This is a genomic window from Cycloclasticus pugetii PS-1 (assembly GCF_000384415.1).
Classification (GTDB): Bacteria; Pseudomonadota; Gammaproteobacteria; order Methylococcales; family Cycloclasticaceae; genus Cycloclasticus; species Cycloclasticus pugetii.
The window spans coordinates 591,627-615,914 of the sequence record NZ_ARVU01000001.1; the positions used below are offsets into that span (position 1 = coordinate 591,627).

Below are 24,288 nucleotides of genomic sequence, written 5' to 3' on the forward strand. Positions count from 1 at the left end.
TAAATAATTGTCGGTTCCGACTTAAAGGTATATGCTAAAAGTACCAACAAATGATAGGAGGATAAGATGAGTCATCATACCTATAAATATATTGAGCTAACGGGTAGTTCAGAAGTCAGCTCGGACGATGCAATAAAAAATGCCATTGAAGCTGCGGCTAAAACAACCCGTAATATGGATTGGTTTGAAGTGATAGAAACGCGCGGTCACCTAGCCCAAGGGCAAATTAAACATTGGCAAGTAACCGTTAAAATAGGCTTCCGGTTAGAAGACTAAGGAGTAAAGCGGGGTAGCAGATGGATTATAAAGATTATTACACCATTATGGGTGTTGAGCGCGATGCTAAACAAGATGAGATAAAACGCGCGTATAAGAAGTTAGCACGTAAATACCACCCTGATGTAAATATAGCCGAGGATGCAGAAGCCCGTTTTAAAGAGCTTGGTGAAGCCTACGATGTACTAAAAGACCCAGAAAAGCGTGCGGCCTACGATCAGTTGGGTGCTAATTGGAAAGCTGGTCAAGACTTTAACCCACCACCAAATTGGGACGAGGGTTATGAATTTAGTGGTGGTTACAGCGATGGCGATGGTGCGGATTATAGTGATTTTTTTGAATCTTTATTTGGCCAGCAGTTTAACCAAGGGCGGTCAACTCGTCAGCAAACCGGTTTTAATGCGCGAGGGCAAGATCATCATGCCAAAGTAAGCATAGAACTCATGGATGCCTACCAAGGTGCCACGCATAGTATTACCCTTAACGCTGCAGAGTTGGACGCTAACGGGCAAGTAGTTACTAAACAGCGAACCTTAAAGGTAAGAATTCCTAAAGGGGTTAAAAAAGGCCAGCGTATCCGTTTGGCTGGGCAGGGCTCAGCGGGTATGGGGCAAGGCGGCAAAGGTGATTTATATCTAGAAATTGATTTTAAAGCACACCCTTTTTACCGTGTTGATGGGCATGATGTGTATCTAGATTTACCCATTACTCCATGGGAGGCAGCCTTAGGCGCGAGCATTAAAGTACCAACGCCCGATGGGCCGGTCGATATGAAAATACCAGCGGGCACAAAAGGTGGCGGAAAAATGCGATTAAAAGGGCGGGGTATACCTAGCACACCACCGGGCGATTTATACGTAGTACCACAAATTACCCTGCCAGCAGCGGATACTGAAGAGGCAAAAGCGTTGTACCAGCAAATGGAACAAACTTTAGGTTATAACCCACGTAGTAAATTGGGAGTGTAATGACGATGAACGATAAAATACTTAAAGGACTCCTGCTAGATGAAGCAACGGTACTGTCTTTAGATGACTTATGCCAAGCGTGTTCAAGCAGTAATGAATGGGTAATTGAATTGGTGCAGGAGGGTATATTGGAACCTCAGGGGCAGCGGCAAACGCAGTGGCAGTTTAGTGCTCGTTGTCTGCAAAAAGCACACGCAGCCATGCGCTTGCAGCGTGACCTAGATATCAATCTATCCGGTATTGCCTTGGCGTTGGATTTACTCGATGAAATTGACAGCCTAAAATCACGCCTATTGCAGTTAGAGCAAGCGGCAAAATGACTAAAGCATCGGTTGTTGATCGCGCTCAAATCACCGTTTTTTATGATCAATCCTGTCCCAGCTGCGTTAAAGATCGTGCGTTATTTGAGCGGCTAGCCGGTCAGCGGTCGGCTTTATTTAGTTGGTTTGATATCACCAGTCAAGACCAAGCCTTGAGGCAACGTGGGATAGACCCGTTCAAAGCCTTGCGTGAATTACACATAGAAGATGCTCATGGGGTTATCCATTCAGAAATGGATGCCTACAGCATTATGATGAAGCAAGTGCCACTATTAATGCCACTGGGTGTGCTTATCTGCTTGCCGGGTATCAAACCCGTACTCAGCTATTTTTACCGACGCATGGTTGATAAGCGTTTGGCTTGCGAAGGCCGCTTATAAGTTGGGTAACCATTTGCAAACAAGTTGAGCCGCTTTGTATTGGTGCTAAGTTAATGGTGAACTCGCTACAGCAACAAATCCTCATCAATCGGGTGAAAAACGCTAGCCGCATCAATCAGAGACTTTGCCGTTAACGCCGGTACACCATAAACTTCCGTTCTTACGCCATACTGCAGGTTTATTTTCTCCAGCAATAGATCAAAATCTCCATCACCCGACAGTAAAATTACACGATCCACCTCTTTGGCTGCGTCTAGCACGTCAATTGTAATGCCTACGTCCCAGTCGCCTTTAGCGCTGCCATCAATACGTTGAATAAATGGCTTCAGCTTAACGCTAAAGCCCATGTGTTTAAGTGCCGATTGAAACTTATGCTGGCCATCGTCATCGTCACGCTGGGTGGCATACGCAGTAGCCTGTGTAATCGTGCCTTGCTGACTAATAATTTGCCATAACTTACGGTAATTAAACTGGCGACCATAGGCCTGCCGAGTGGTGTAGTAGATGTTTTGTACATCAACAAAAAGAGCTATTTTATCCATAAGACAGTCTCAGTAGGGCCGGTTTGGTTAAGCTTGAAAATGAGTGCGTTAGGCTAGCATATGTAGTGCTTAAAGCGTGTAAAGGGTTGAAGAAAACAGAAATAGTAAATTATTGGGGAAGGCATTTTTGTCATCAGCTAGTTAATGAAATTTTAGCGCATATGACTCGCGCTTATTTTTTTGATTTAATGGCTTGGCTAAAATACCGACGTGAATAAAGTCTTTTATTACCCCTGAGCGCATCAGGGGTTATTTAATTAGTCTGTAAAATGGGTTCCAAGTGGTCCCAAATCTTTTGTGCAATAATTGGCTGGGCTTTTTCATTTGGATGTAATTGATCGGCTTGCATCATGTCGGGTTCGAGTGCGACATCCTCTAAAATAAACGGTACAAAAGGAACGTCCATTTCTTCGGCCAACTCTGGGTAGTTGTTGTAGAACATTTCGGTGTAGCGTTGCCCATAATTTGATGGAATACGCATGCTAAGCAAGAGGGTTTGCGCACCGTTGGCTTTGATTCGTTTGACGAGTTCTCGTAAATTTTTCTTGATTAAGGTGGGAGGCATTCCACGCAAGCCATCATTTGCACCTAATTCTAATAGAACTATTTCGGGTGTATGTTGTTCTAAGGCTTGGTCAATTCGGGCAAGCCCGCCTGCGGTGGTGTCACCACTAATACTTTTATTTATAAGTGTGTAGGGCTTGTTTTGTTCGTTAAGTGTTTGTTGTAATAGGTTAACCCAGCCTTTTTCTATAGGCATTCCGTAGCCTGCACTTATACTATCGCCCAGGACCACGATGGTCTTAGCGAAAGGTGCGGACGAAAACAATGCAAAAACTAACAGTAAATATATTCTAATCATGTTGAAAACCAGTAATCCTATTATTGAAACAAAAAATCTAAATAAAACTGTACCTGTTGCCGATGGTGACTTGACTATTTTATCAGCCGTAAACTTAACTGTTGATGAAGGAGAAAGTATAGCGATTGTAGGAGCATCTGGCTCAGGTAAATCGACGCTGTTGGGGTTGCTGGCAGGTTTAGATAGCCCAACTGGCGGTACTGTCATACTAAATGGCGAAGAATTAACGGCGTTAGACGAGGATGGTCGAGCGGGTATACGAAATAAGTTGGTGGGATTTGTTTTTCAGTCGTTTCAATTGATGCCGCGTTTGAGTGCCTTAGAAAACGTCATGCTGCCTTTGGAATTACGTGGCGATAAACAAGCAAAAAAAACTGCAACGGCTTTATTGAAACGAGTTGGGTTAGGTCATCGTTTAGAGCATACGCCAATGAAACTATCAGGCGGAGAGCAGCAACGAGTGGCGTTGGCACGTGCTTTTGTGACGAGGCCGGCAATTTTATTTGCTGATGAGCCTACGGGCAATTTAGACAGTAAAACGGGCGATCAGATTATTGAGCTGTTGTTTGAATTAAATCAAGAGCAAAAGACAACGCTGGTGCTAGTGACTCATGATATGGCGTTGGCTTCTCGATGTCAGCGTAGTGTGCATATTGAAGCGGGGCAAGTTATATGAACCGATTGAGTTTAGCCTTTCGTTTGTTAAGCCGAGATTTTCGTAGTGGTGAATTAACATTATTAGCGTTGGCTTTGGTGATTGCTGTGACAAGCTCTACGGCCATTAGTTTATTTGCTGATCGCTTACATCGTACGATGAACTCACAAGCAGCAGAATTTTTGGCGGCTGATTTGGTGGTCAGTAGCTCTGATATCATCCCCAATACATGGTTAGATGAAGCAAAGCGGCTAGGATTAAAGCAAGCAAGAACGACTGAGTTTTCGACGGTCGTCATCGAAAATGATGAGCTGCTGTTGGTGGGGGTAAAGGCGGTTAGTAACGCCTATCCGTTACGAGGGCACTTAAAAACAAGGGCAATGCTTGATGCGGTAGAAACCGTTCATAAGCAAGGGCCAGAGGCTGGTAATGTTTGGGTTGATAGCCGTGTTTTGTCTACCTTAAAACTACAAGTGGGTGATGTTTTAACCGTTGGGGATCAGTCTTTGACGGTCAGTCATGTGCTTAGTTATGAGCCCGATAAGCGGGGTGATATTTATAGTTTATCACCAAGGGTTATGATGAATCAGTTAGACCTACAGGCCACCAATGTTATACAGCCGGGTAGTCGTGTCCATTATTTCTTTCAGTTTAGTGGAGAAGCTAATGCGATTAAACGCTTTAATGCGTGGGTAAAGCCTTTGTTATCGGCTTCACAAAGATTAATGGACGTGCAAGATGACCGGCCCGAACTAGGAAATGCGTTGTCTCGAGCTGAGCGTTATTTGGGGCTCTCGAGTATTTTGGTTATTTTAATTGCTGGTGTTGCTATTGCCATGTCTAGTCGCCGATATAGTGAGCGACATTTTAATTCTACCGCGGTGCTGCGTTGCTTGGGGTGTAAGCAGAATGATATTTTGTTGATATTCCTATATCAGTTTTTTTTAATAGGTGCCGTGGCTTGTTCGGCTGGACTATTATTTGGCTGGTTGACACAAGAAGCACTGTTTCATCTATTGCGTAATTTATTACCCGCTATGGTGTCAGATCCAAGCCTTATTGCTGTGATGTTTGGTTTTATGACGGGGTTTGCCATTTTGATTGGTTTTGCCTTGCCACCTTTGCTAAGGCTCAAACGGGTTTCGCCCTTACGGGTTTTACGCCGAGAGCTCGAACCGTTGAATAGTAGCGCCTGGTTGGTTTATGGTTTAGCGCTTACTTTGATTAGTGGGCTTATTTATCGATACACCGATGATTTAATGCTGTTGTTTTCAATAATGGGTGGCGGCTTATTGGCGGTAATTTTTTCAGCAGGCTTGTTGTACGTGCTTTTATTGCAAGGTCGCAAGTTATTACCGCATGTTGGCTTAGCTGGACGCTTGGGTTTGCAAGGCGTGTTAAGAGACCCCAAGGCCAGTGTGACCCAAGTCTTAGCGTTTAGCATCACGATTTTGGCTATGTTACTGAGTTTTACGGTGAGGAATGATTTGTTAACCGATTGGCAACAGCAAATACCTGATGAGGCACCGAATTATTTTGCGATTAATATTTTTCCTGACCAAGTGGCTAACTTCGATAATATATTGAGTCGCCAGGGTGTTCCCGCTGCTAGTTTTCACCCAGTTGTACGTGGACGTTTAGTGGCTATTAATGGAACGCCGGTGCAAAAAATTGTTAGCAAAGACTCCCAAGGAGAGCGTGCAACACATCGTGATTTAAGCCTGACATGGAATAAGGAGCTGCCGCTAGATAATAAAACTCTAGCTGGACACTGGAGCGGGACGAAAAAAGGCGAAGTGTCTATTGAAAGTAAGTTGGCTGAAAGTTTGCAGGTGAAGCTAGGCGATCAGCTGACCTTTAGTATTGGTAGTGAGCAAATTAACGCCAAAATAACGCACCTGCGGAGCGTGCAATGGGACACGATGAAACCTAATTTTTACATGGTGTTTTCTGAAGAAACCTTGGCTAACTTTCCAACCACATACATCACGAGTTTTTATTTATCAGAAAATAATAAAACGCTCTTAAATGATCTGGTCAGGCAATTTCCAGCGATGACCTTGTTGGAAGTGGATGCCATGTTGAAACAAATAAAACTGATTTTATCGCAACTCACTAGTGCGATTAATTACTTATTATATTTTGCTTTGTTAGCTGGTTTTACCGTACTGCTGTCGTCGATATATTCAACATTGGATACTCGAATTTCAGAAGGTGCTTTGATGCGAACATTGGGTGCTCATCGCAGGCTATTACGCAATGCCCATTTGATTGAGTTTGCTGCAATTGGGGTCATGTCGGGGTTAGTTGCGGTGTTTATTTTCAACTGGGTGTTGTTTGGTTTATATCGCTATGTGCTTCACTTGGATTTTTATTTTAATTGGGTATTGTGTCTTGTAGTACCCATTATTAGTGCTGGCTGCGTTGTCTTGGCTGGTTTCTGGGGTGTTAAAGATGTGGTTAATAAGTCACCTGTGCATATGCTTCGAGGGACGTAAGCAACGTGTATTATTTGTATGAACGATAAAGGTTAAAATATATATTATGAAAAATATTTCCCTACAAGACCAATTGCTAAAGGCTGGCTTGACCAGTAAGTCGAAAGCGCATAAAGCTAAAACGCAAAAGCATAAACAAATTAAACAGAAACAAAAAAATAAAATTCAGGTGGTTGATCAAGCGGCCGTGTTGGCTGAGGAAGCTAAGCTAAAACAGCAAGAAAAGGATCGTTTGCTTAATGAGAAACGCAATCAACAAGCTGAGCAGAAACAAATTGCCGGACAAATTAACCAACTTATCTCGCTTAATAAATTAGATAAAGACGAAGAGGGTGCCCCGTTTAATTTTACTCACGATAATAAAGTAAAAGCCATTTATATAGATGAAGCTTTGCGACAACGTATTGTTGCAGGCACGGCGGTGATTGTTCAGCTAGGTAAAACCTACGAAGTCGTGCCTATTGGGGTTGCTGAAAAAATTGCACAGCGCGATAAAGAGCGTGTGATTTATTTAGAAGATGTTTCACCTATTTCATCGGATGATGCCTATGCTGATTACGCTGTGCCGGATGATTTGATGTGGTAAGGGCAGCTGACGAAAGGGTCATAGAGAGTTGTCGCCAATGGGTTGAGACAGTTATTATTGCGTTGAATTTTTGCCCGTTTGCAAAACCTGTTGTTAATGCGGGGCGCGTTGACTACAAGGTGATTAATGAGCGCGGTGTTGAGCAAGGTTTAATGGCGCTTAGTGATCAGCTCAGTTACCTTGCCAACAACGATCATGTCGAAACGAGCTTATTGATTTACCCACAGGGCTTAGAATCATTCGATGACTATCTTGATTTTGCTGCGATAGCCGATGATTTATTGCTTGAGGAGGGATATGAAGGTGTATTTCAAATAGCTACGTTTCACCCAGACTATTGTTTTGAAGGCCAGCAGCAAGATGATGCATCTAATTATACAAATCGTTCGCCATATCCAATATTACATATTTTACGAGAAGCAAGCATAGAAGCAGCGTTAGAGGGTGTATCAAGCCCCGATAAAATACCAAGCAGAAATATTGAGTTGGCCAGAGCAAAAGGTTTGGAAGGCATGCAAGCGTTGCTGACGGCGTGCCAATCAACATAAAAAAGCCCGCTTTAGTATTCAAGCGGGCTTTTTTGTAACGATATGACGGTGTCTTTAACGGGTGCCCGTTTTGACGTTTTCAATATCTTGGCTTTTAAGATATTCATCATAGGTGCCATGGAAATCAACAATGCCATTAGGTGTTATTTCAACAATGCGGTTGGCAAGTGAAGAGACGAATTCGCGGTCATGACTTACAAAAATTAATGTGCCATCATAATTATCCAAAGCTAAGTTTAAGGCTTCGATAGACTCCATATCTAAATGGTTTGTTGGTTCGTCCATTAACATGACATTGGTTTCGCCCAAGGTTAGTTTGCCAAACAGTAGACGGTTTTTCTCACCACCGGAACACACAGCAACTTTTTTATTAAAATCATCGGATGAAAAGAGCAAACGCCCCAAGGTCATGCGGACTACTTGGTCATTATGACTTGGTTTTCGCCACTGACTCATCCAGTCGAATAAGGTCATGTCGACATTAAAATCGTCGCTAGCATCTTGCGGGCAATAGCCAAGAGTGGCATTTTCTGCCCATTGAATAGTACCCTTGTTAGGACTTATTTCATTCATGAGGCAACGCAAGAAAGTCGTTTTACCGGCACCATTTTCGCCAATAACAGCTAAGCGTGTACCGGCTTGTAAAATCATGCTGGTGTTTGTAAATAAAGTTTCATCAAAACCATGCTCAAGGTTTTCAATGGTGACGGCTTCACGATGAAGTTTTTTAATTTGATTGAAGCGGATAAATGGGCTCACACGTGATGAGGGTTTAATATCGGCCAGTTCAATTTTTTCTAATTTCTTAGCTCGTGATGTTGCTTGTTTGGCTTTAGACGCATTGGCAGAAAAGCGACTAACAAATTGTTGCAGTTCAGCCATTTGAGTTTTCTTCTTGGCATTCTCTGATTGAAGTAACTCGCGCGCTTGGGTTGATGCGATCATGAAATCATCGTAGTTGCCCGGGTATATACGCAGTTCGCCGTAGTCAATATCTGCCATGTGCGTGCAAACGGCATTTAAGAAATGTCGATCATGCGAGATGATGATCATGGTGCTTTTTGACTGATTGATAATCCCTTCAAGCCAGCGAATCGTATTAATGTCCAAGTTGTTGGTGGGCTCATCGAGAAGTAATACGTCAGGCTCTGAAAAGAGTGCTTGGGCTAATAAAACACGCAGTTTCCAGCCCGGAGCAACGTTACTCATTAGGCCGTAATGGAATTCTTGTTCAATCCCCGCACTCATGAGTAGTTCTTCTGCACGACTTTCAGCGCTGTAGCCATCCATTTCAGCAAACTCAACTTCTAATTCGGCAACCCGCATGCCTTCTTCTTCGGTCATTTCAGCTAATGAATAGATACGTTCACGTTCTTGTTTTACCTTCCAGAGTTCATCGTGTCCCATGATGACGGTATCAACAACGGTGTGTTCTTCAAAGGCAAATTGGTCTTGGCCTAATTTACCGATACGTTCTCCTGGGTCTTTTGATACGTTGCCGGATGTAGGCTCTAAATCGCCTCCTAATATTTTCATATAGGTTGATTTGCCACAACCGTTTGCGCCGATAAGCCCGTAACGGTTGCCGTTGCCAAACTTGGCTGAAACGTTTTCAAAAAGTGGCTTAGAGCCAAACTGCATGGTGATGTTTGCGCTAATTAACATAGTGATTGCTCGTTATAAATGTGTTGTTTAAAAGTGTGGTTACCGATTTCCAAAATTATCAGGTCGGTTGGTAGGTTTATTTTGAGTATTGCGCTTTTTTGCACGAGTGGAGCCATTCGGTTTAGCACCGGTGTTTGTTTTAGGTTTGGCAGGTGAATGGTTTTTGGGTGTTGATTTTCTAGGGCGTTGATTATTACGGCCATTTTGAATCGGTTCTGGTTTGATGCTTAGATCAGGTTCATAACCTTCAAAAGTAACTTTTTTGATATCGGTTTTAATCAGGCGCTCAATACCTTTTAGTAGTTTTAATTCATCAACACAAACTAGAGACATGGCTTCACCTTCGCTGCCTGCTCGGCCAGTACGACCGATGCGGTGTACATAATCTTCAGGCACATTAGGCAGTTCAAAATTAACCACATGGGGAAGCTGGTCAATGTCTAGGCCACGAGCGGCGATGTCTGTGGCGACCAGTACACGAATATCGTTGGATTTAAAGTTTGCTAATGCTTTAGTGCGAGCCCCTTGGCTTTTATTACCATGAATAGCGGCTGCAGTAATACCATCTTTATTGAGTTGCTCGGATAATTTGTTGGCGCCATGTTTAGTGCGTGTAAACACCAGGACTTGTTTCCAGTCATTTGAGCCAATAAGAAAAGATAATAATTCACGTTTGCGTTTTTTATCAACAGGGTGAACGACTTGGGAGATCAGCTCCGATGCAGAATTCTCTTTGGCGACTTCTACTAACGCAGGGTTATGTAACAGGCTGCTCGTTAGTTTCTTAATTTCGTTTGAGAAGGTGGCTGAAAACAGTAGTGTTTGTTTTTGCTGAGGTAGTAAAGCTAAAACCTTTCTAATGTCTCGAATAAAGCCCATATCAAGCATACGATCGGCCTCATCGAGTACGAGGATTTCGACGGATGATAGGTCAACAGTATTTTGGCTGACATGATCGAGAAGACGGCCTGGCGTTGCGACTAAAATATCAACACCCTTACGCAATTTTTGCTTTTGTGGATTAATGTTTACACCACCAAATATAACAAACGATGATAAGGGTAAATGTTGACCATAATCTCTGACGCTCTCAGCAACTTGTGCCGCTAGTTCGCGCGTTGGTGTTAATACTAAGGCGCGAACTTTGCCCGCCTTTGGTTTCGCGTCGCCAGATTCCATAAGGCGTTGTAAAACAGGTAACGTGAAACTGGCTGTTTTTCCGGTGCCAGTTTGTGCGCCGCCCATTAGGTCTCGTCCTTCTAGGATGAGTGGAATGGATTGGGCTTGGATTGAGGTGGGTTCGGTGTAGCCTTTTTTAGATACAGCGGTGATTAATTCAGCTCTGAGGCCGAGTGAGTCGAACGACATATAGTTTTCTCCGTGAGTCCATCCGCCATTTAATAAATGGCACGGTCGAGGTGGAAGCAATGTTTAGTTACGGCGGGCAGTATTTTAATATTGCCACGTTTTGAGGTGGGTGCAGACCGATCAGCACAACCATTTTGAGGGGCTTATTGTACCTGATCGCTAAAGAATATAGTGATATATGTCAGTAAAGGTTGAGAAAAAGCTGTTTTTCTAAAGAAAGTACGTTAGAATTAATCTCGCTACATTCTCTACTGGTTTTTGTAAGATCTGCTCTTGTTAATTTCCTTGTAAGATTTGTAACATTTTTTAATTTTAATTTTATTGAGGTATTATCATGGCAACAGGAACAGTTAAGTGGTTCAACGAATCTAAAGGCTTCGGCTTTATTACTCCAGAAGATGGCAGCAAAGATGTATTCGTACATTTCTCAGCTATCGCTAGCGAAGGTTTTCGTACGTTAAACGAAGGTCAGCAAGTGAACTTCGACGTAGAGAATGGCCCTAAAGGCCCACAAGCTGTAAACGTAACAGCTTAAGTTTCTATTCGTATGAAAAAGCCTCGCTTAATGCGGGGCTTTTTTTTGTCTACACACTTTGTAGGTGTTTTTTAAGGTATGATTGATTTGAGGTATATTAAGGGTTAGAGGTAATGGCTGAGATATTTGATCAAGTTAATGCGGCACTGCTACCAAGTGCATTTATTATATTAATGGGTGTTTTGCTGAGGTATTGGGAGCCTGCGGGTCTTACATTACATGAAACTCGGCGTGTCATCAGTACCTTGGTGATTAATCTGTTTTACCCGGCACTTATTTTTTCTGTTATTCCTAATGTGACCCTATCGGGAGACATTTTTAGTGCTCCGATGGTATCAAATGTAGGTATTGTTGTTGGCATGCTTGCGTGTTGGGTTTTCTACCCTTGGTTAAAACGTCAAGGTTTGGGTAAACCTGAACTGGGCGCGTTAATGTTGGTTTGTGGTTTAGGGAATATTATTTCTCTGGGAGTGCCGTTACTACAGGCGATGCAAGGTGACGAGGCCGCAAGGTTCGCTATTTATGTCGATATTATGGCCATTACACCAATGTTGTGGATTGTTGGTTTGTGGATAGCGATAGAATGGGGTGATAATAACGAGCAAAAGCAAACTCCGTTAAGGTTTATTAAATCATTATTAAGCCTGCCGCCCATATGGGCCTTTGTTGTTGCAATTTTGATGAATATTTATGACATTAGTTTGCCGCTGTTTCTTCAAAAGGGCACCACGATGCTGGGAAATATTACGATGTCGGGTATGTTGTTGGTCGTGGGGATGTCGCTCTCATTTGGTAGCCTAAGGAAGCACAAAGGCATTGCTATTTTGGCGTCAGCAGTAAAGCTACTTGTCGTCCCAGCGGTCGTTTACTTTACAGCAAATGCAACCATGACAGATGTTAAAACAATACATGCGACGGTCTTGGTAGCAGCTACGCCGTCGATGATGGCAACAATGATTTTAAGCGAGCGTTATGGTTTGAATACGGAGCTATTGTCTACTGTATTAGTGGCAAGTACGGCATTATTTTTTATTACTTTGCCGATTTGGTTGGTGGTGCTGTAGGTTTTTTTTCGCTAGGGTCTTTGAGTTGATTTTGTAATTCATCCAGAGATGATTCAACCTCTTTAATGGGGGCGGAAATACTGTTATCGAGGGTGTTTTTAGCACGTTCCACGGATTGTTTTAATTCTTCGACACGAATTTGTTCGTCAATTTCATATTTAACTGTTTTTACCATACCGCGTGCCTTACCGAGCCATAAGCCTGTGGTACGTGCTACACGTGGAAGCTTCTCTGGGCCTATGACCAGTAGTGCGATAATACCAATGAGGCAGATTTCAAAAAAACCGATATCAAACATGCTTTTTAGTGTTAAGAGTGGCTGTTTATTAGAAGAGTTATAGGGGCAGTATAAGATAAACAACAGAGGTTAACCAAGAGTCATCAATCTTAGGTGATAGATTTCCCTTAAAAAAATGATCATGTAGAATGCTGTCTAATGAAAGAATTAGCTTTAATGGGCTTATTGATAGGTTGCTATATAGTGTAAGCCGTATCGTTGAATGCCTTATTATGAGTTGTCGGTAAAGGAACCTATTTGTAGTTATAAACTCAAAGGGGTGGTAAGTATTTATTAATATTGAGGAAAATATGTCTGTTACATTAACTGAAAACGCTGCAATGCAAGTGCAGGATCAATTGAATAAACGGGGTAAAGGGTTGGGCTTACGATTGGGTGTTCGTGAGTCTGGTTGCTCGGGTTACTCTTATGTCATTGATTTTGCAGATGAAGTTGAGTCTAAGGATACTGTTTTCGAAATGCATGGTGTTAAAGTCATCATCAATGAAGACTCGTTGAGTTTTTTAGATGGGATGGAGTTGGATTTTGCAAGAGAAGGTATTAATTCTGCCTTCAAGTTCAATAACCCAAATGTGAAAGATGCGTGTGGCTGCGGTGAAAGTTTTACCGTTGAGCCATAATTTTTTTCCTGTGCATAATTTAGTCTTCGTGATAGTTTTTACGGCTTATTAGCTGATTGCTAGAAAGGGCCGTAATCTGTAGACTACACACATTGTGACAGTTCGCTGTCAGATAACCTAATACCGTGAATTTACACGGGTTTTTCTAAAATTAATTTTTATTGTTGGAGTAATACTATGGCGCTTGAGCGTACTTTTTCTATTGTAAAACCGGATGCAGTTGCAAAAAATGTAATTGGACAAATTTATGCTCGCTTTGAAGAAGCGGGATTAAAAATTGTAGCGTCTAAAATGTTGCAACTTTCTCGTGAGCAAGCAGAAGGCTTCTATGCTGTGCATAAAGAGCGTCCTTTTTATAATGACTTGGTTTCATTTATGATCTCTGGCCCTGTCATGGTTCAAGTGCTTGAGGGTGAAAATGCTATTTTGAAAAACCGTGAAGTGATGGGTGCAACAAACCCAGCTGAAGCCGAAGCAGGTACTATTCGTAAAGACTTTGCAGATAGCATTGATGAAAATGCAGTTCATGGCTCAGATGCGCCTGAAACAGCGGCTGAAGAAATTAAGTTCTTCTTTAATGATGATGAACTGTGCGAACGTCTTCGTTAAACACTGATGAACTCAAAACAAAACTTGTTGAATTTAGATCGTAAGGGTCTGGAAACATTTTTTACTGAAATAGGTGAAAAACCATTTCGTGCGAAACAAGTTTTGAAATGGATTCATCAAGAAGGCATTTCTGATTTTGAGCTAATGACGAATATCAGCAAGGGGTTGCGAACACACCTTGCTGATATTGCTGAGGTACGCGTACCTGAGATAGTCTTCGAACAAAAATCTGATGATGGAACCTATAAATGGGTGCTTGAGTTAGATGGGCAAAACCGTATCGAAACAGTTTTTATTCCTGAAGAAGGTCGCGGTACCTTATGCGTGTCATCACAAGTAGGTTGTGCGCTTGAGTGCACTTTTTGCTCTACGGCGACACAAGGTTTCAATCGTAACTTATCTGTTGCTGAAATTATTGGGCAGGTATGGGTGGCGGTTAAGGCGCTAAAAGGTAAAGCCAATCTAACAAATGTTGTGATGATGGGAATGGGCGAGCCGCTACTTAACTTCAACAATACCGTTACGGCCTTAAACTTAATGATGGACGATTTTGCATACGGCTTAGCCAAACGTCGTGTCACAGTCAGCACCTCTGGTGTTGTGCCAGCGATGTATCGTTTGGCCGAAGTAAGTGATGCGAGCCTGGCAGTTTCTCTTCATGCGCCGAACGACGAATTAAGAAACGAATTAGTACCAATTAATAAAAAATATCCAATTGCTGAGTTGTTAGAAGCCTGTAAGTATTATATTAAAGGCGAAAAACGCCGAAAAATAACCTTTGAATACGTGATGTTAAGCGGCGTAAATGATTCGGTTGAGCAAGCGCATGAATTAAAGCGCTTATTGGCTGATGTGCCGTCCAAAGTGAATTTGATTCCTTTTAACCCCTTTCCTAATACACACTACAAACGCTCTAGTAATAATGCGATCCACCGGTTTACCAATGTCTTGAAAGAGGCTGGACTGATAACAACAACACGTAAAACACGTGGAGACGATATTGATGCTGCTTGTGGGCAATTGGTTGGCAAGGTGAAAGATAAAACAAAACGACAGCTAAAGAACCAGAGGGTAACCGCGGTATGAATAAATGGATTATTCAAATAATAATGCTGTGTTTTTTGGCTACCCTTGTAGCTTGCCAGCCGCAACACGTTAAAGAAAATAGCGCCTCATCTATCCAAGGCACAGAAAAAAGCCCTGCTGATGTTTATGTATCCCTTGGTGTGGAATATATGAAAAGAGGGATGAATGAAGTGGCGTTAGAAAAACTAAAGAAGGCAATAGATGTTGACCCTTTTTCCAGTAACGCACATAACGTTCTAGCCGTACTCTACGACCGCTTAGGCGAAAAATCATTAGCCGGTGAACATTATAAAAAAGCAGTGACTCTAAGCCCAAGGAACTCAAGTGCACAAAATAATTATGCACGCTATCTATGTAGCATGAATGAATTTGAGTTGGCAGATCAACACTTTAATATAGCAGTTAAAAACCCATTGTATCGGTCTGCGGTGGCGGCGTTAACGAACGCAGGAACGTGTGCATGGAAAGCGGGGCAATTAGATAAAGCGGAAAGCTATTATCGTACGGCCTTACAGCGAAATAACCGTTCGGCTGTGACATTATTACAAATGGCCAAATTAAAATTTGAAATGCAGAACTACTTATCCGTACGGGCTTATCTGCAGCGCTTTAAAGAAGTAAGCAAGCATACACCAGCCTCTTTATGGTTAGGTATTCAAGCAGAAGATAAGCTGGGTGATAGCGATAGTGTTGCCAGTTATATTCTTCAATTAAAACGACTTTATCCAGACTCGCACGAAATGGGCTTGTTAGAAAAAAGTAAGTTCAACCGTTAACAATAACACAAGGCCAATGAGTAAAAAGTTACAAGCCATTCGTGGTATGCATGATATTTTGCCCGATAAAACACCATTGTGGCAGCGATTAGAAAAAGCGATGTCAACAGTGTGTCAACAATACGGTTATTCAGAAATACGCATGCCGTTAGTTGAAAGTACGGATTTGTTTTGTCGCTCGATCGGTGAAGTGACCGATATCGTTGAAAAAGAAATGTACACATTCGATGATCGCAATGGAGACTCACTGAGCTTGCGGCCAGAAGGAACAGCAAGTTGCGTAAGAGCTGGTTTAGAGCATGGTTTGTTTTATAACCAAATTCAACGTTTATGGTATCAAGGCCCTATGTTTCGTCATGAACGTCCGCAAAAAGGGCGTTATCGACAGTTTCATCAAATTGGTATTGAATGTTTTGGTATGTCGGGCGCAGAGATTGAAGCTGAAGTCATTCTTATGTCGTATAGACTCTGGAAAAACCTTGGTTTAGCAAGCGAATTAACCTTAGAGATTAATACATTGGGTACGCTCGAAGAGCGGACAGCCTATAAAGATATTTTGGTGGCGTACTTTAAGCAACATTTAGAACAATTAGATGAAGATAGCACACGTCGATTAGCCACGAACCCACTGCGTATATTGGACAGCAAAAACCCAGCCATGCAAACATTAATCGAATCAGCGCCACAATTAATAGATTCTTTAGGTGAGCAGTCCACGCAACATTTTGAAACGTTGCAAGGCTATTTGATGGATGCAGGTATTCGATTTAAACATAACCCACGGTTGGTTCGAGGTTTAGATTATTATTCACACACGGTGTTTGAATGGACCACTACATCACTAGGTGCACAAGGAACTGTTTGTGCTGGTGGTCGTTACGACGGTTTGATCGACCAACTGGGTGGTAAGCAAACCCCTGCTGTTGGTTTGGCAATGGGCGTTGAACGTTTGGTACTGCTGTTGGAGCAGCGTGAATGGCCTGAAGCAACACCCTTGGCTTATATCGTTTATCAAGGTGAGCCGGCTAGAAAAGAAGCGATACAATTGGCTGAACGTTTACGGGATCAATTGCCAGAAGAAGGCATTGTTCTTCATTGTGGCAATGGTAGCTTAAAAAGTCAGTTTAAAAAGGCAGACAAGGTTGGTGCCAAGTTCGCGCTCATTCTAGGTGAAGCAGAAATTGAAGAAAATAAAGTGAGTATTAAGTTTTTACGTGACAGACAAGAACAACAACAAGTGCCGAATAATCAAATAGACGCATTTTTAAAAAATAACAGTTAAAACGGAAAAGATGATGGACACTTATCAAACAGAAGAAGAACAGGTTGAACGGATCAAAAAATGGTGGGCAGATAACTCTCGTTCACTTATTGCTGGAGTCGTGTTGGGTTTAATAGGCCTTTTTGGTTGGCAAAGTTGGCAGGGCCAGCAGCAAAACCATGCGCTGGAAGCTTCAGATGCCTACCAGCAATTGGCCCAATCAATGGAAAGTTCAACGTTTGAAGCGGCAATTGTCTTGGCTGAAGAAATTGATAAAACCTATAGCGATACACCTTATGCAGCGTTGGCTGGCTTGCAAAAAGCCAAAGCACAACTTGAAACTGGTGATCGTAAAGCGGCAGTTGAATCACTAGAAAAAGTGGCTGATTTGGATGGCAATAAAGCCCTTCAACATATTGCGCGTATACGTGCGTTTAGAATTAGACTGGCTGATGGTGATGCGAATGGCGTTGTGAGTGATCTTGAATCAGTGATTTCGGGAGAAAACGGGATTAACCCAGGACAATTTATTGGCCAATACGAGGCATTAAAAGGTGATGCATATCGCCAGTTGGGTAATGTAGAAAAAGCTAGATCTGGCTATATGGCAGCATTGAGAGACGCAACATTAGATAGCCAGTTGATCCAGTTAAAACTGGATGATCTAGGACCGCCGACTATTGTTGACGGTACAGAAACTGTACAAGAGATAGAAAAATGAGTCGGTTAAGCCTAGTTATTTTGCTGCTTTTTTTAGCAGGTTGTGCGGGAATCGTAGAAAAAACCAAATCGGCCGGTAAGAGCTTGGAAAGTGGCATTATCGATATGATGAGCACATCCGAAGAAGATGAGTCTGCACCTCCACGTGAATTGGCTGAAATTGTTGAGGAAGTTAGCCTTACACCTGTCTGGCAGCAAAAAGCAAGTGAAGGCAAAGGCTCTAAATACCTGAAGCTTGAAATGGTCGTGTCAGATGGCAAGCTTTTCGTAGCGGATTTAAAAGGCAAGGTCCTTGCAATAGATCAAATGACGGGTGAACTAATATGGGAAGTCAAAACTGAACTTCCGATCTCAGGTGGCTTAGAGGTGGGTTATGAACATGTCTTCTTTGGCACCACAGATGCTGATGTTGTTGCACTAAAATTAAATGATGGTGATACAGCATGGACTTCACAAGTCTCTAGTGAAGTATTGTCAACACCGAGGTTTTCAGATGGGCTTCTTGTGGTTCGTAGTGTTGATGGCGCAGTGAATACACTGGATGCTGCAAACGGTGAAGAGCGTTGGTCGTATATTCGCGATGTACCAGCATTAAGTTTACGTGGTACCAGTTCTCCGGTTGTTAAAAGTGGAGGTGTTATCTGTGGCTATGCTAATGGTAAATTGGTGGTGTTGCGATTAAAAGATGGTCTGCAGATCTGGGAAACAAGTGTTGCCGTAGCGAGAGGCCGTGGTGCACTATCACGGATGGTAGATGTGGATTCAGATCCATTAGCAGGAGAGCGTTATATTTATGCAGCCACCTTCAATGGCGGGGTTGTAGCCGTTGATGTAAGGTCTGGCCAAATTGTGTGGCGTCGCTCAGAAATGTCGTCATATAAGAAAATGATTGCAGACTGGGTGTCCATTTATGTTGTTGATGTGAATAACCACCTATGGTCTGCTGACCAAAATGATGGCAGCATTAATTGGCTACAGGATAGTTTAGAGCACCGCCAATTAACACCCCTTACTCAAGCTGGAGATTATTTGTTAACGGCTGATTACGAAGGCTATCTTCATGTGATAAATAGCACGGATGGCGCGTTGGTTGGACGTTTAAGAGTGAGTGATGTCGCGATTTCTACAGCGCCTATTATTGATGATGGCTTGATTTATGTGCAAGACATAGAAGGTGTTATAACGGCCTTACGAATGGACACTCTGTCGGTCACGGAAGAGTAAACGATGCTACCTGTTATTGCCTTAGTTGGCCGACCTAATGTCGGTAAATCAACATTATTTAATTACTTAACGCGTACACGTGATGCATTAGTTGCTGATTACCCAGGGCTTACCCGTGATCGACAATATGGGTTAGTAAAACGTGCAGATATCAAATCTCTAGTGGTTGATACGGGTGGAATTACGGCAACTGCAGACGGCATTGATGGCGTTGCTGTAGAGCAGGTCGAGCGAGCACTTGAAGAAGCTGATGTGGTTTTATTTTTGGTTGATACGCGCCATGGTATTCACCCTATTGATGAAGAAATAGGGCAAAATTTACGAAAACTTGGCAAACAAATCGTACTTGTTGCAAATAAAACTGATGGTTTAGATGCTAATACACATATCGCAGAATTTCATAAAATGGGCTTCGATAAACCATGGCCGATTGCAGCAACACATGGGCGAGGTGTGGTTGAGCTCTTAAGGCATGTATCAAACATTTTGCCGAAAATAGAGTCATTTGATGACACATTGGCAGGAGAAGGAATCAGGGTTGCTGTCATTGGGCGACCTAATGTAGGCAAATCGACACTGATTAATCGCTTGCTGGGTGAGGAGCGGGTCGTCGTTTTTGATCAGCCCGGCACTACGCGTGATAGTGTTTTTATCCCTTTTGAACGTGATGGCAAACAATATACATTGATTGATACGGCTGGTGTTCGTCGTCGTTCAAAAGTATCAGAAGCCGTTGAGAAATTTAGCATTGTGCAAACACTACGTGCAATTGATGACACGCACGTGGTCATTTACATGATTGATGCGAGTGAAGGGGTGACCGATCAGGATGCGAGTTTGCTCGGAATGGTACTGGAATCAGGACGAGCATTGGTTATTGGTTTAAATAAATGGGATGGCTTGTCGGAAGATCAACGAGAAAAAGTGAAGCGTCAAATTGATGTGAAATTAAGTTTTCTTGAGTATGCGGAACGTTACTTTATTTCTGCGTTGCATGGCAGTGGTGTCGGTAAGTTATTTGAATCAATTGGGGCGTTATATCGATCTGCGATGATTGATATGTCAACACCACGGTTAACCGAAATTCTTGAAAATGCGATCAAAGCTCACCAACCCCCATTGGTAGGTGGTCGTCGGATTAAACTTAAATTTGCACACCAAGGTGGGCAAAACCCACCTGTCATCATCATTCATGGTAACCAAACGGTGTCGGTTCCTGGTAGTTATAAGCGATATTTAATGAATGCCTTTAGAGAAAAGCTAGGGTTAGTGGGAACACCGGTAAGGATAGAGTTTAAATCGCCGGATAATCCTTATGCTAAAAAAACAAGGAAGTCGGCGACAAATATCGAAAAAGGCAAAGTCAGTAAATTAAAAGAGAAAAGAAAAAGCAAACCTAAACATCGATAACTAAACCCTTCTTAGGCCGTAGGGTCACTCGCTTTTTCCTGAATTTTAATACCCTGGCCTTCGTGTTTGAGGTTTAAAAGCTCAGGATATTTTTTAGTACGTTTCTTTAAGCTGTGCCGAATTGAACGAATGAGGTACCTGGTGTTAGTGTCCCAAGGTAAGTCAAATTCATTTTTACAGTGTGTGCAGGTAAAAGTGGCTGTTTCACCATCATGGATAATAGTGGTGATTGTCCAATGGTCGCATTTAGTGCAAAGGTCTTTGATATGCATAGTGATGATTACTTGTTTTTGCTAAGTTTGTGTATATGGTCGCTAATAAAAAATGCAGGGTCAACCTTGCTTTTATTAAGATAAATATTCCAATGCAAGTGAGCACCTGTTACTCGACCGGTGGTGCCAATTTCGGCTATTTTTTGCCCTTGTTTAACAGTGTCTCCTGTGCTGACAAAGGTTTTGTTTAAATGGAAGTAGCCGCTAATCAACCCCTGTCCATGATCAACCAATACTGTGTTGCCGTTAAAAAAATAATCCCCGACGTCTAGAATAGTGCCTGCAGCTGGTGAGGTAACAGGGGTGCCCGTAGGCGCTGCGATATCTAAGCCGCTATGTGGTTTTCTCGGTTGATTATTAAAAAAACGTTTTAAGCCAAACGGACTGCTGAGTCGGCCATGCGTTGGTAAGCTAAACTCAACTTGTGGGGTCGTGTCAGACCAAGTAGATAAAGCTTTAGAGAGTGTTTTTTTCTCGCGATTGATACGCTCCATATCCATTTTATTTGGGTTGATCATGCGTTTATTTTTAGGCGTTTTTTTTAAAGTAATGTATTGAGCTGGGTAGGTTTTATCGCTAACTTCAAATGTCGTGACTTGAGCCGTTTGTTGATCTAGCAATTTATGAGTGCCAGATTTTGCTGACAAGGGAATTCCAACAATAGCCACCCATTGATTATTTTTAAGTAGGGTTAACACTTTATTATTTTGATAATAGAGGGCCGGCTGTGTTTGAGACTTCAGTGGAATAACGGCAATACCACCGGGTACGGGATGATGTTGAGGGAAAGCGTGAGCCGTTTGCATAAACAAAAGGCTAATAGCGAGTACATAAGCGTTAAGTGTTTTCATGGATACTTTCTATATTGGTTTTCAATACCCCATTCGTTAATTGAATATTGATTTTTTCACCTAAAACAACCTGATGAATATTTTTCACGATTGTACCATCAGCCTCACGCTTGCTGATGCTATAGCCTCGCGCTAAAGTAGCTAAGGGGCTGAGTGTCTCAAGCCCTTTGTTACAGTCGGTAAAACGTAAGCGTGCTTGTTGTAAGTTCAGTTGTATTGGTTTAGGTAAGCGTTGTTGAAGACGTATTAGCCGTTGTTCTAAAGCGTGTGCCTGATGACTAGGGTTATTGTTTAAGAGGCGGGCGCTTAGTTCGGATAGGCGGAGTTTTCGCTGTTGTAAAACACGTTGAGGTGTTTGCATTAAACGAGCATGGTAATCATCTAAGCGCTGGGCATGAGCTTGCAATTGTGCGCCTGGGTGGGAACGCTTTAATCGGTGGTGGAGGTGATTTAAGGTTTGTTTTTTATCTGATAAATGACTCGATAATGTATTTGTTAACTGCTTAGCTAAATAATTAAAATGACTCAGCCATTGGTGTTGGTCAGGGCTGACCCGTTCGGCTGCTGCGGAGGGTGTGGCGGCGCGATGATCCGCAACAAAGTCAGCGATGGTAAAGTCTACTTCATGACCAATGGCGCTAATAATCGGTATAGATGAGTGATAAATTGCTCGTGCAACAATTTCTTCATTAAAGGCCCATAAATCCTCTAATGAACCACCGCCACGAGCGAGAATAAGAACGTCACAATCTTTACGCTCATTAGCCAACTTGATGGCACTTACAATTTCGTTTTTAGCACCATCGCCTTGCACGGTAACGGGGTAAATCAGCACAGGTAAGGCGGGGAAACGGTTATTTAATACGGTTAAAATATCATGAATAGCCGCCCCGCTGGATGAGGTGATAACGCCGACTTTTTTGGCTAATTCAGGCAGTGGTTTTTTATGTTGCTCATCATAAAGCCCTTCGAGTGACAGTTTGTTTTTTAACATCTCAAACTGTTGTCGAAGAGCGCCTTCGCCAGCAGCTTCCATGTGTTCAGCAATTAACTGGAAATTGCCACGAGCCTCATAAAGGCTAACCCGAGCTTTTAAGGTAATGCGCATGCCGTTGTCTGGTTTGAAACCTACTTTGCGAAGTTGGGCGCGAAACATGGCACATTGCACTTGGGCTTTATCGTCTTTTAAGGTGAAGTAAATATGCCCGGACACAGGACGAGATAAGTTAGATATTTCACCTTCGATGCAGAGTGTTAAAAATGTTCCCTCAAGCAAAATTCGTGTTTCCCGACACAACTCGGAGACGGTATAAATGTGTGTATTGTCGCGCATAATGTCGGAAAGCTATCTATTAGATGATTATTAACGGAGCATACCTTATAATGAGCTGCTTTTTCTACGACAAGCCCGAGATAATATGCGATTCGAACAAGAAGCTTTAACATTTGATGATGTTTTGTTGGTGCCAGCTCATTCTACGGTACTTCCTCGTGATGTCAGCCTGACAACACAGCTTACACGTGGCATTTCTCTAAATATTCCTATTCTATCTGCCGCGATGGATACAGTAACTGAGGCTCGTTTAGCCATTGCGTTGGCTCAAGAAGGCGGCATCGGCATTATTCATAAAAACATGACGGTTAAGCAGCAAGCGCTAGAGGTAATGAAGGTGAAGCGTTTTGAAAGTGGTGTTGTTAAAGACCCGATTACTGTTACGTCCGATACGACCATTCGAGATGTTATTGCAATAACCCGTCAACACAATATTTCAGGTGTTCCAGTTGTTAATGGCACAGATCTTGTGGGTATTGTAACCAGCCGTGATTTACGTTTTGAAACGCACCTAGATGGCTTAATTGAATCAGCGATGACGCCTAAAGAAAAGCTGGTTACTGTTCAAGAAGGGGCGAGTAAAGAAGAGGTCATTGGTCTGTTGCATAAACACCGTATTGAAAAAGTGTTGGTGGTGAATAAAAACTTCAAACTTTGCGGCATGATTACCGTTAAGGATATTCAAAAAGCTAAGGACTATCCGAAAGCATGTAAGGATAACCAAGAACGTCTTCGCGTTGGGGCAGCCGTTGGAACGGGGCATGGAACAGAAGAACGCATTGAAGCTCTAGTTGATGCTGGGGTTGATGTGGTTATTGTTGATACTGCCCATGGGCATTCTCAGGGCGTTTTAGATCGTGTTTCGTGGGTAAAAAAGAATTACCCCGATTTGCAAGTTATTGGTGGCAACATTGCTACCGCTGATGCAGCCTTAGCATTGGCAGATGCGGGTGCCGATGCGGTTAAAGTAGGTATTGGTCCAGGGTCTATTTGTACCACACGTATCGTTGCCGGTGTTGGTGTGCCACAAATTACAGCAGTTGATAATGCTGTTCAGGCATTGAAAGGAATGGGTATTCCCGTTATATCTGATGGAGGCGTACGCTACTCTGGCGATGTGGCAAAAATTATTGCTGCTGGCGCCAGCTCGGTAATGTTAGGTAGCCTACTTGCAGGTACAGAAGAAGCACCGGGCGAAGTGGAGTTATTTCAAGGCCGTTCCTACAAAAGCTATCGCGGTATGGGCTCATTAGGTGCGATGTCTCAACAAGAAGGGTCAAGTGATCGTTATTTCCAAGAAAGTAGTGATACTGAAAAGCTAGTGCCAGAAGGTATTGAAGGTCGCGTGGCTTATAAAGGCAGCATGGTCAGTATTGTGCATCAGCTTATTGGCGGCTTACGCTCTAGTATGGGGTATACCGGCTGTGAAAGCATTGAAGAGATGCGGCATAAAGCAAAATTTGTTCGAGTTACCAGTGCTGGCATGCGTGAAAGCCATGTCCACGATGTGACGATTACCAAAGAAGCACCAAATTATCGTGTTGAACGATAATAAAGAGGT

The 24,288-nt window shown here is 42.7% G+C and carries 26 protein-coding genes; 19 read left to right on the forward strand and 7 right to left on the reverse strand.

Going from position 1 to position 24,288, the window contains the following annotated elements:
• The first annotated feature begins 66 nt into the window (after positions 1–66).
• Genes CYCPU_RS0102970 through CYCPU_RS0102985 form a run of 4 tightly spaced genes read left to right on the forward strand, consistent with a single transcriptional unit; the run spans position 67 to position 1,944 of the window.
• The gene (locus tag CYCPU_RS0102970) at positions 67–276 is read left to right on the forward strand and encodes a dodecin (RefSeq protein WP_015005398.1); all 210 of its coding nucleotides are present in this window, start codon (positions 67–69) and stop codon (positions 274–276) included.
• 20 nt (positions 277–296) lie between these two features.
• Positions 297–1,244 (forward strand): DnaJ C-terminal domain-containing protein, encoded by a 948-nt coding sequence (locus tag CYCPU_RS0102975; RefSeq protein ID WP_020161884.1) that lies wholly within the window; start codon positions 297–299, stop codon positions 1,242–1,244.
• 5 nt (positions 1,245–1,249) lie between these two features.
• On the forward strand, positions 1,250–1,564 hold the full coding sequence (locus CYCPU_RS0102980) for a chaperone modulator CbpM (RefSeq protein ID WP_020932907.1): 315 nt from the start codon (positions 1,250–1,252) through the stop codon (positions 1,562–1,564).
• Entirely contained in the window at positions 1,561–1,944 is a 384-nt protein-coding gene (locus tag CYCPU_RS0102985) for a thiol-disulfide oxidoreductase DCC family protein (protein ID WP_020161885.1), read from the forward strand. Before CYCPU_RS0102980 ends, CYCPU_RS0102985 begins: the two co-directional genes overlap by 4 nt.
• Before the next feature lie 65 nt (positions 1,945–2,009).
• Here the strand turns inward: CYCPU_RS0102985 and CYCPU_RS0102990 are convergent, their stop codons facing one another.
• Positions 2,010–2,486 carry a LabA-like NYN domain-containing protein gene (locus tag CYCPU_RS0102990; protein ID WP_020161886.1) on the reverse strand — a complete coding sequence of 159 codons (477 nt, stop codon included), beginning with the start codon at positions 2,484–2,486 and terminating at the stop codon, positions 2,010–2,012.
• A gap of 253 nt (positions 2,487–2,739) precedes the next feature.
• Positions 2,740–3,348, reverse strand: coding sequence for an arylesterase (locus CYCPU_RS0102995; protein WP_026362573.1), 609 nt, complete (start codon positions 3,346–3,348; stop codon positions 2,740–2,742).
• Between CYCPU_RS0102995 and CYCPU_RS0103000 the strand changes: the two genes are divergently transcribed.
• From CYCPU_RS0103000 to CYCPU_RS0103015, 4 genes are read left to right on the forward strand one after another with little or no spacing between them, the layout of a single operon-like run.
• Positions 3,284–4,024 (forward strand): ABC transporter ATP-binding protein, encoded by a 741-nt coding sequence (locus CYCPU_RS0103000; RefSeq protein ID WP_015005404.1) that lies wholly within the window; start codon positions 3,284–3,286, stop codon positions 4,022–4,024. The two genes, CYCPU_RS0102995 and CYCPU_RS0103000, sit on opposite strands and share 65 nt — an antisense overlap.
• Positions 4,021–6,501 carry an ABC transporter permease gene (locus tag CYCPU_RS0103005; RefSeq protein ID WP_020161887.1) on the forward strand — a complete coding sequence of 827 codons (2,481 nt, stop codon included), beginning with the start codon at positions 4,021–4,023 and terminating at the stop codon, positions 6,499–6,501. The genes CYCPU_RS0103000 and CYCPU_RS0103005 overlap by 4 nt, the downstream gene beginning before the upstream one ends.
• Before the next feature lie 46 nt (positions 6,502–6,547).
• Positions 6,548–7,087 carry a DUF2058 domain-containing protein gene (locus tag CYCPU_RS0103010; protein ID WP_015005406.1) on the forward strand — a complete coding sequence of 180 codons (540 nt, stop codon included), beginning with the start codon at positions 6,548–6,550 and terminating at the stop codon, positions 7,085–7,087.
• Complete coding sequence (locus CYCPU_RS0103015) at positions 7,081–7,635, forward strand: DUF1415 domain-containing protein (protein ID WP_020161888.1); 555 nt, start codon at positions 7,081–7,083, stop codon at positions 7,633–7,635. The genes CYCPU_RS0103010 and CYCPU_RS0103015 overlap by 7 nt, the downstream gene beginning before the upstream one ends.
• A 54-nt stretch (positions 7,636–7,689) precedes the next feature.
• Here the strand turns inward: CYCPU_RS0103015 and CYCPU_RS0103020 are convergent, their stop codons facing one another.
• Positions 7,690–9,300, reverse strand: coding sequence for an ABC-F family ATPase (locus CYCPU_RS0103020; protein WP_015005408.1), 1,611 nt, complete (start codon positions 9,298–9,300; stop codon positions 7,690–7,692).
• A 39-nt stretch (positions 9,301–9,339) separates the two neighbouring features.
• Positions 9,340–10,668, reverse strand: coding sequence for a DEAD/DEAH box helicase (locus tag CYCPU_RS0103025; protein WP_016389754.1), 1,329 nt, complete (start codon positions 10,666–10,668; stop codon positions 9,340–9,342).
• A 334-nt stretch (positions 10,669–11,002) separates the two neighbouring features.
• Between CYCPU_RS0103025 and cspE the strand changes: the two genes are divergently transcribed.
• Together cspE and CYCPU_RS0103035 are read left to right on the forward strand one after the other, a co-directional pair.
• Complete coding sequence (gene cspE / locus CYCPU_RS0103030; protein WP_015005410.1) at positions 11,003–11,203, forward strand: transcription antiterminator/RNA stability regulator CspE; 201 nt, start codon at positions 11,003–11,005, stop codon at positions 11,201–11,203.
• Between the two features lie 113 nt (positions 11,204–11,316).
• The gene (locus CYCPU_RS0103035) at positions 11,317–12,267 is read left to right on the forward strand and encodes an AEC family transporter (RefSeq protein ID WP_020161889.1); all 951 of its coding nucleotides are present in this window, start codon (positions 11,317–11,319) and stop codon (positions 12,265–12,267) included.
• On the opposite strand, the gene tatB is transcribed toward CYCPU_RS0103035, so the two are convergent.
• Positions 12,236–12,565: a Sec-independent protein translocase protein TatB gene (tatB, locus tag CYCPU_RS11830; RefSeq protein WP_020161890.1), complete on the reverse strand. Its 330-nt coding sequence runs from the start codon at positions 12,563–12,565 to the stop codon at positions 12,236–12,238. The two genes, CYCPU_RS0103035 and tatB, sit on opposite strands and share 32 nt — an antisense overlap.
• A 290-nt stretch (positions 12,566–12,855) precedes the next feature.
• On the opposite strand from tatB, the gene iscA reads away from it, so the two are divergent.
• The 8 genes from iscA to der all read left to right on the forward strand — a co-directional run bounded on the left by iscA (position 12,856) and on the right by der (position 20,271).
• Positions 12,856–13,185 carry an iron-sulfur cluster assembly protein IscA gene (gene iscA, locus CYCPU_RS0103045; RefSeq protein WP_015005413.1) on the forward strand — a complete coding sequence of 110 codons (330 nt, stop codon included), beginning with the start codon at positions 12,856–12,858 and terminating at the stop codon, positions 13,183–13,185.
• 177 nt (positions 13,186–13,362) lie between these two features.
• Positions 13,363–13,794: a nucleoside-diphosphate kinase gene (gene ndk / locus CYCPU_RS0103050; RefSeq protein WP_015005414.1), complete on the forward strand. Its 432-nt coding sequence runs from the start codon at positions 13,363–13,365 to the stop codon at positions 13,792–13,794.
• A gap of 6 nt (positions 13,795–13,800) precedes the next feature.
• Positions 13,801–14,880, forward strand: coding sequence for a dual-specificity RNA methyltransferase RlmN (locus CYCPU_RS0103055; protein ID WP_015005415.1), 1,080 nt, complete (start codon positions 13,801–13,803; stop codon positions 14,878–14,880).
• Positions 14,877–15,656 (forward strand): type IV pilus biogenesis/stability protein PilW, encoded by a 780-nt coding sequence (gene pilW / locus CYCPU_RS0103060; RefSeq protein WP_020161891.1) that lies wholly within the window; start codon positions 14,877–14,879, stop codon positions 15,654–15,656. The genes CYCPU_RS0103055 and pilW overlap by 4 nt, the downstream gene beginning before the upstream one ends.
• 16 nt (positions 15,657–15,672) lie before the next feature.
• A complete protein-coding gene (gene hisS, locus CYCPU_RS0103065) occupies positions 15,673–16,938 on the forward strand; it encodes a histidine--tRNA ligase (protein WP_020161892.1) in 1,266 nt (421 codons plus the stop codon).
• Between the two features lie 10 nt (positions 16,939–16,948).
• Positions 16,949–17,638, forward strand: coding sequence for a YfgM family protein (locus CYCPU_RS0103070; RefSeq protein WP_232228556.1), 690 nt, complete (start codon positions 16,949–16,951; stop codon positions 17,636–17,638).
• Positions 17,635–18,861: an outer membrane protein assembly factor BamB gene (gene bamB / locus CYCPU_RS0103075; RefSeq protein ID WP_015005419.1), complete on the forward strand. Its 1,227-nt coding sequence runs from the start codon at positions 17,635–17,637 to the stop codon at positions 18,859–18,861. Before CYCPU_RS0103070 ends, bamB begins: the two co-directional genes overlap by 4 nt.
• Before the next feature lie 3 nt (positions 18,862–18,864).
• Positions 18,865–20,271 carry a ribosome biogenesis GTPase Der gene (der, locus tag CYCPU_RS0103080; RefSeq protein WP_015005420.1) on the forward strand — a complete coding sequence of 469 codons (1,407 nt, stop codon included), beginning with the start codon at positions 18,865–18,867 and terminating at the stop codon, positions 20,269–20,271.
• Between the two features lie 280 nt (positions 20,272–20,551).
• Here der and CYCPU_RS0103090 read toward each other — a convergent pair whose 3' ends face one another.
• Positions 20,552–21,394 (reverse strand): peptidoglycan DD-metalloendopeptidase family protein, encoded by an 843-nt coding sequence (locus CYCPU_RS0103090; RefSeq protein ID WP_016389745.1) that lies wholly within the window; start codon positions 21,392–21,394, stop codon positions 20,552–20,554.
• Complete coding sequence (gene xseA / locus CYCPU_RS0103095; RefSeq protein ID WP_020161893.1) at positions 21,381–22,727, reverse strand: exodeoxyribonuclease VII large subunit; 1,347 nt, start codon at positions 22,725–22,727, stop codon at positions 21,381–21,383. The genes CYCPU_RS0103090 and xseA overlap by 14 nt, the downstream gene beginning before the upstream one ends.
• Positions 22,728–22,812: 85 nt before the next feature.
• Between xseA and guaB the strand changes: the two genes are divergently transcribed.
• Positions 22,813–24,279, forward strand: a complete 1,467-nt coding sequence (guaB, locus tag CYCPU_RS0103100) for an IMP dehydrogenase (protein WP_015005424.1) — start codon at positions 22,813–22,815, stop codon at positions 24,277–24,279.
• Positions 24,280–24,288: the final 9 nt, after the last annotated feature.

Coding starts and splice junctions, on each gene's coding strand:
- cspE (WP_015005410.1), top strand. CDS start 11,003: ATGGCAACAGGAACAGTTAAGTGGTTCAACGAATCTAAAGGCTTCGGC.
- guaB (WP_015005424.1), top strand. CDS start 22,813: ATGCGATTCGAACAAGAAGCTTTAACATTTGATGATGTTTTGTTGGTG.
- der (WP_015005420.1), top strand. CDS start 18,865: ATGCTACCTGTTATTGCCTTAGTTGGCCGACCTAATGTCGGTAAATCA.
- iscA (WP_015005413.1), top strand. CDS start 12,856: ATGTCTGTTACATTAACTGAAAACGCTGCAATGCAAGTGCAGGATCAA.
- CYCPU_RS0103000 (WP_015005404.1), top strand. CDS start 3,284: ATGGTCTTAGCGAAAGGTGCGGACGAAAACAATGCAAAAACTAACAGT.
- CYCPU_RS0103005 (WP_020161887.1), top strand. CDS start 4,021: ATGAACCGATTGAGTTTAGCCTTTCGTTTGTTAAGCCGAGATTTTCGT.
- CYCPU_RS0103090 (WP_016389745.1), bottom strand. CDS start 21,394: ATGAAAACACTTAACGCTTATGTACTCGCTATTAGCCTTTTGTTTATG.
- bamB (WP_015005419.1), top strand. CDS start 17,635: ATGAGTCGGTTAAGCCTAGTTATTTTGCTGCTTTTTTTAGCAGGTTGT.
- ndk (WP_015005414.1), top strand. CDS start 13,363: ATGGCGCTTGAGCGTACTTTTTCTATTGTAAAACCGGATGCAGTTGCA.
- CYCPU_RS0103070 (WP_232228556.1), top strand. CDS start 16,949: ATGATGGACACTTATCAAACAGAAGAAGAACAGGTTGAACGGATCAAA.
- hisS (WP_020161892.1), top strand. CDS start 15,673: ATGAGTAAAAAGTTACAAGCCATTCGTGGTATGCATGATATTTTGCCC.
- CYCPU_RS0102975 (WP_020161884.1), top strand. CDS start 297: ATGGATTATAAAGATTATTACACCATTATGGGTGTTGAGCGCGATGCT.
- CYCPU_RS0102980 (WP_020932907.1), top strand. CDS start 1,250: ATGAACGATAAAATACTTAAAGGACTCCTGCTAGATGAAGCAACGGTA.
- CYCPU_RS0103025 (WP_016389754.1), bottom strand. CDS start 10,668: ATGTCGTTCGACTCACTCGGCCTCAGAGCTGAATTAATCACCGCTGTA.
- pilW (WP_020161891.1), top strand. CDS start 14,877: ATGAATAAATGGATTATTCAAATAATAATGCTGTGTTTTTTGGCTACC.
- CYCPU_RS0102990 (WP_020161886.1), bottom strand. CDS start 2,486: ATGGATAAAATAGCTCTTTTTGTTGATGTACAAAACATCTACTACACC.
- CYCPU_RS0103035 (WP_020161889.1), top strand. CDS start 11,317: ATGGCTGAGATATTTGATCAAGTTAATGCGGCACTGCTACCAAGTGCA.
- CYCPU_RS0102985 (WP_020161885.1), top strand. CDS start 1,561: ATGACTAAAGCATCGGTTGTTGATCGCGCTCAAATCACCGTTTTTTAT.
- CYCPU_RS0103020 (WP_015005408.1), bottom strand. CDS start 9,300: ATGTTAATTAGCGCAAACATCACCATGCAGTTTGGCTCTAAGCCACTT.
- tatB (WP_020161890.1), bottom strand. CDS start 12,565: ATGTTTGATATCGGTTTTTTTGAAATCTGCCTCATTGGTATTATCGCA.
- CYCPU_RS0103010 (WP_015005406.1), top strand. CDS start 6,548: ATGAAAAATATTTCCCTACAAGACCAATTGCTAAAGGCTGGCTTGACC.
- CYCPU_RS0102995 (WP_026362573.1), bottom strand. CDS start 3,348: ATGATTAGAATATATTTACTGTTAGTTTTTGCATTGTTTTCGTCCGCA.
- CYCPU_RS0103055 (WP_015005415.1), top strand. CDS start 13,801: ATGAACTCAAAACAAAACTTGTTGAATTTAGATCGTAAGGGTCTGGAA.
- xseA (WP_020161893.1), bottom strand. CDS start 22,727: ATGCGCGACAATACACACATTTATACCGTCTCCGAGTTGTGTCGGGAA.
- CYCPU_RS0102970 (WP_015005398.1), top strand. CDS start 67: ATGAGTCATCATACCTATAAATATATTGAGCTAACGGGTAGTTCAGAA.